General features: G+C 37.3%; 3 protein-coding genes. All 3 read left to right on the top strand.

Annotated elements, in window-relative coordinates; translation table 11 throughout:
* On the top strand, positions 1–117 hold a 117-nt coding region (locus ACFIKX_RS02845), incomplete at its 5' end, for an autotransporter outer membrane beta-barrel domain-containing protein (protein WP_375627622.1).
* A gap of 360 nt (positions 118–477) precedes the next feature.
* Positions 478–3042, top strand: a complete 2565-nt coding sequence (bafA, locus tag ACFIKX_RS02840) for a BafA family autotransporter (protein WP_375627621.1) — start codon at positions 478–480, stop codon at positions 3040–3042.
* An 839-nt stretch (positions 3043–3881) separates the two neighbouring features.
* A partial coding sequence (locus tag ACFIKX_RS02835) for a pertactin-like passenger domain-containing protein (RefSeq protein WP_375627620.1) occupies positions 3882–5617 on the top strand: 1736 nt, incomplete at its 3' end.

Here is a 5617-nt window from a genome sequence, read left to right as displayed (position 1 = left end):
GGTTTAAGCAGTTTAGTGAGTGAGAAGTTAAAGTTATATGGTGAGGCCCATTATATTAAAGGGCGTAAAACAAAACAGTCCCTTCAGGGAATTATAGGTGTACGCTATAGTTTCTAAATATATGGTTATTTTTTAGTTATCTTTAAATATATGATTGTTTTTAAAGGTCTTTAATTAAAGGTTCAGAGAACAATTTTTCAGAGCACGCAGCTTCGTTGTTCATGATAAACTGTATACCCTTATATACTTGATTATGCATTACTTTTTTTTGATAAGAAAATTCTGAGGAAATGCTAAAGAAGCACTATAAAAACGCCCTTATATTCTTGATCAAAAAAGTATTAAAAAAACTGTAAAGAACGGTTTTTTATGAAATAAGGAGGATTTTTAAGAAGGATTGTTGCAATCTAAGGTTGAAAATATGTTTTGTAGAGCTAATTACGTTCAGTGTCTATGCAGGCGTGAAGGGGGGAGGATATGGCTCTACAATATAAATGGAAACGACATTGTTGGATACTCATGTTGAGCAGCTGTTTTGTGCAAGCTGCTGCTGCAAATGAGGGAAGAGCAGCACTTTTTTGTCAATCTTCAAGTTATGAAAATGATAAGGTATTTCACGATCAATACAATGAGGATATGAAAACAGGCAGATGCATACTTGGAGCCTCTCATGATGTCATGATAAGAACGCGCAATGAATTAGACTTTTTGAAAAAGCCTAGCGATTTTATCATGGATAAGGGTGCTAGAGTGTTTGCGAGTCAACAGGAGCTTGACAGCAGTCATCGTGACAATGCTGGATATAATGCACAAGAACAAAATACTGCGTTTCTTAAAAAGCCTGAACTTATTTCCATTAAAGATGGGGCAATATTAGAAAATTATATCCTTGATAATGAAGGTAAAGCATACATTTCAAATGATGGTGAGATTGATAGTCCAGGGCGATCCATTAATAACACTGTAAGGAATGGTGCAGAGCTTTATGTGTATGCAGGAGGACTCAGTGAGAATAGTAAAATTGAACATGGTGGAATTGAAAATGTTCAGGCTTTAAAAGGAAAACAAGGTTTTTCGAAAAATGCTGTTGTTAAAGAAGGCGGGCACCAAAGTGTTGGAAATGGAGGGAAAGTAGAGGGGACTAAAATTTATGGCGGTGAGCAGCTTATTTTCGGCGAGGGGGATATTGGAGGAGAGATTAAAGGCAGTAGTGCTTCTCATACTATCATTTATGGTCAAGATGAAACACTAGGCCAACAAAAAGTATATGATGGCGGAAAAGTTTGGAATACAAAAGTTATGCGAGGGGGTGTCCAAGAGGTTGGACAAAAGTCTCAAAGTGCAAAAAATGGTGGTTTTGCATTTCACACAGAAGTTTTTGGTGGTGGTAAACAACGTATCTTAAAAGGCGGTCAGGCTATTGGAGTCACTTTAAATGAGAGTGCTATTCAGGAAATATATACTGATGGATCTGTAAAAAATCTAACAATGAATGATCAAACAAAATCATGGGTGCATGCTGGAGCAACATTAGAAGGCAAGACACAGGTAAACCATTCTGGGCAGATCCATCTTTATGCTGGGAATGATCAACAACGCACCACAGTAGAAGATATTATTTTAAATGGAAAAGATACAAAACTATACTCTATTACTGATGAGTTTGATGAAAAAAGTTCTTTGATACAAAAATTAAGTGGTGAAGGGAGTGTTATTTTTTCGTTTACAGGTTCTGATCCATATTATTCTCAGCTTCATGTGAATAATCTTTCAGGAAATTTACATTTCGCGTTCAATACTACGATTGCCCATAACCGTGGTGATTATCTCTTGGTTGAGAAAGGCGCTGGGAAACATACAATAAGTGTTGCTGATTCTGGAGTTGAAATCACGGATCCTTTTTCAAATAAGCGTGATTTAATTACGGATCAAAGTGGTGGAGCGCATTTTACGCTGACAGATCTTAAGGGTGAAAAAATTAACGCCATTGATGGTGGAACTTATATGTATGATTTGAAAGAAAGAAAGGATGAAAATGGAAAAGTTTGGTTTTTATCGGCAGACCGCCTCAGTGGACCAGAACCTTCTATACCAGATCCGACAAATCCTTTTTTTCCTGGAGAAACATCAACAACCCCCTCTACAGATGCAGTGTTAACGTTGTCCGTAGTTCCTGGGCTTATTTTTAATAATGAGTTGCAAATTATACGGAATGGTAGAAAAATTTGGGACAGAAATAAGAAGGATATCGAACTATGGACTTATGGGATTAAGAGCAGAGAACGTGTTGCGACAGGCCATACACACTTTAAGCTTGGGCAGACAGGTTTAGTCTTTGGTGCTGATCAGTTGAGTGAATTAAGGCATGGAGAGTTGTATGTTGGTGGTTTCGGGAGTTATGATCAAGCACGTATTTCTCATGCACGAGGTGGTGACAGCGATTTGAGCTCTTATAGTATTGGAACTTACGCAACTTATTTTGATCATCGTGGATGGTATATGGATGGTGTTTTGAAATATAATTATTACCGAGATAATTTGAAAGCCATATCAACGAATGGTTTAGCCATTCAAAGTCATTACAATCAGTGGGCGATAGGTGGATCATTTGAGATTGGTTGTTATTTTGAACCGGCACAGAATACTTGGATGCAGCCTTATATCAAGCTAACAGGTTTGCAGGTTGAAGGTAAAAGAATAAAACTTTCCAATGGAATGATAGGTGATCTAAGCCCATTAACTTCATTCCGCAGTGAAGTTGGATTGACTGCAGGACATGAATTTTTTGTGAGTTCAGAAACTTCATTAACAGCTTACATTATGGCAGCTTGGTTGCGTGAGAATATAAATAATAATTATACGACAATTAATAACCAGTATAAATTTATTACAGATTTATCAGGCAGTGCGGGTAAATTGGGAATTGGTTTAAACGGTTCGGTCAATGATAAACTAACACTTTATGCGGAAGCACATTATCTAAAAGGACATAAGATTAAGAATGCTCTTCAAGGTATTTTAGGATTACGCTATAGTTTCTAAATATGTGTGTATGGCTGATTAACTTTACAAATGTAATTGTTTTGCAAACTTAAACAGATAACGTTCGGCTATGTCTTCTCGAGAGTGTAAGGACTTTCTCAAATAGTAGAAATGTCTTTATACTCTCTCTTTTAAAGGCAACATACTGAATTTATAATAATAATTCATTTCTATGCATGTTGAATGAGAGTCGCGAAAATCATAGGATTCTCTCATTCCAAATCTGTTTATGTTGAATCAATCAAAACCATTTTCTTGCACGTCACAAGCAGGGAAGCCTGCGTGGATAAAAATTGTACAAGAAAGAACTAAAAATACCTCTTATAAACTGCCTCAAGTACCAAAGGGTGTCGCGTTGCAACATTTTAGGGCTGGAAAAGTGTATGATGATATCGGCTCGCTTCTTCATAAGCGTAAAGATTGGGGGGATCAATGGCTTTACCGGTATATCATTCATGGATGACGTGGCGAAATGGGCTTGAGTGCATTGAGAGATGTCTCTTTAAAACAAGTGAGTGAATGTACAACCCAATGGCGTTTTGTTTTACGTGAAGAGGGGGCCCCATTAAAGGGCACGAGCATTTTTTTCATCTATAATTCCAGATATGCAAATTATTCCTTTAACTTAAGTGAACATTTTGAATTTTATTCAATTTTTCTGCTTTAAGTTAGAGTTTTTTAGTGGTTTATAGATAAGCAACTTTAAGTTGTTTAAATTAAAAAATACACTAAAAAATTGTATTTAGACATAAATAAAACACATTATGATACAATCTAAAATGAGCTATCTATGTAGTCGCGGGGTATTTTTCTAAATAATTGAGAGTGGAGTGTGGATAATGCGGTATAAATACAAATTAAGTTTTTCAGTATTGATGATCAGTAGTTGTCTTGTGCAATCTGCAAGTGCAGTTGAGAGTAGGAATAGAGTGCTAACAAGAGCAACACATGTGGTAAATAGAGAAGAGGAAGAAAAAAAAATAGCACTGATGTCTAATTTTTTTCGCAATAATACTATTCTCAAAGATGGTGATGTAGAGCTTGTTGATAATGGAGAAAGTTCTGTAGGTTCCACTATTAAAAAAGGAGGGATGCAAATAGTTACACGGGCTGGAATTGCAATGAACGCCAAAATTTTGGGAGGTCAGCAGTTTATTCATGAAGAGCCATATATTGATCTTACAAGCGTGGAGAGAAAAAGTAGTGCATATAATTCCACAGTTACTGGGGATGGTGGAACAGTTGGACAGCAGAATGTGTATGATGGAGCGTGGGGTTGGTATACGAAAGTGGGAGATAACGGAGAACAAAATCTTTATGCAGGACAAAGAAAAGAGGGGGGAAAATCAATGTATGCTGAGGTCTCTGGGAATGGGAGACAGCACGTCTTAGCGTTAGGAGAATCTTATGCTACTAATTTGAAAGATCATGCTATTCAAGTTGTATATCCTGAAGGGTTTGTGGATGGTCTGACTGTTAACAACTTTGCTAAATCGTGGTTCCATGTTGGTGTACAAGAGGTCCTTGGAGAAGTAAGGATCAATGATCACGGAGAACTTTATTTATTCGCTGGTGATAGGACAAATCATACGACTAAGGAAAAAATTTCTATAAAGGACAGAGTGGATGAAACAATATTTGAGGTTGGTGAACGGAATATGGGAGAAAAACCTCAGATTGAAATTGAAGATTTAGGGGGGCAAAATGGGACTGTTATTTTTACTTCTATACCGTATGATCCACGATATATTTCACTTCATGTTGAGAAACTTTCAGGGAGTTTACATTTTCGATTCAATATTAGTGCTACGGGGGATTCGAGTGATTACTTATCGATTGATGAGGGCGCAGGTAATCACAAAATAAGCGTTGCAGATTCTGGTCGTGAAATTACAGGTCTTCTCTCACAAAAGAATAGTTTGGTTACAGGGATTAATTTAATTACTGATAGAAGCCACAATGGAGGCGCTAATTTTACTCTGGCAGACCTTTCGGGTAAGGACATTACAGCTGTTGATGGTGGGGCCTATCAATATCAATTGCTGAAGAGAGATAGATGTGCTGATTCTAGTGGTAGTGCTACAATTTGGTATTTAGGAAGAGCCTCTGGAGGTACGACACGTTCGAATACTGAAGCACAGTGTGTAAACAAGAAAACGAAGATTCCTCTTGCATTATCTGATCAAGGTGCTCCTTCTAGAGGAAAAAATACAGGCTCTCGTAAACCTACTATAAAACAACCAGCTAAACCACGACCTCCACGTCATTTAAGAGGGGCACAGAATGTCTCTAGTGTTTCTGTATCTCCAACTGTTTCCTCTCTTGGAAGTCACGTTATTGAAGTCTTAGGTTCAGGAAGTTCTCATCCTTTTTCTGATGAAAAACAACAAACTGCTGTTTCAACCTCTTCTCAATCTTTAGCCGATCAAATGATTGTGCGTCCAGTTCATAAAGAACAACCTTTTCCACAATTGAGTGAGAAACTTTCAGTTTCTCACTTTTTGACCACTCCCTCTACAGATGCGGTATTGTCTATGTCTGTGGCTCCAGCGATGATTTTTCACAATGAAATGCA

Source organism: Bartonella sp. CM86QHHN (assembly GCF_042194695.1).
In the GTDB taxonomy this organism is placed as follows: domain Bacteria; phylum Pseudomonadota; class Alphaproteobacteria; order Rhizobiales; family Rhizobiaceae; genus Bartonella.
This window is presented reverse-complemented; position numbering and strand designations above follow the sequence as displayed.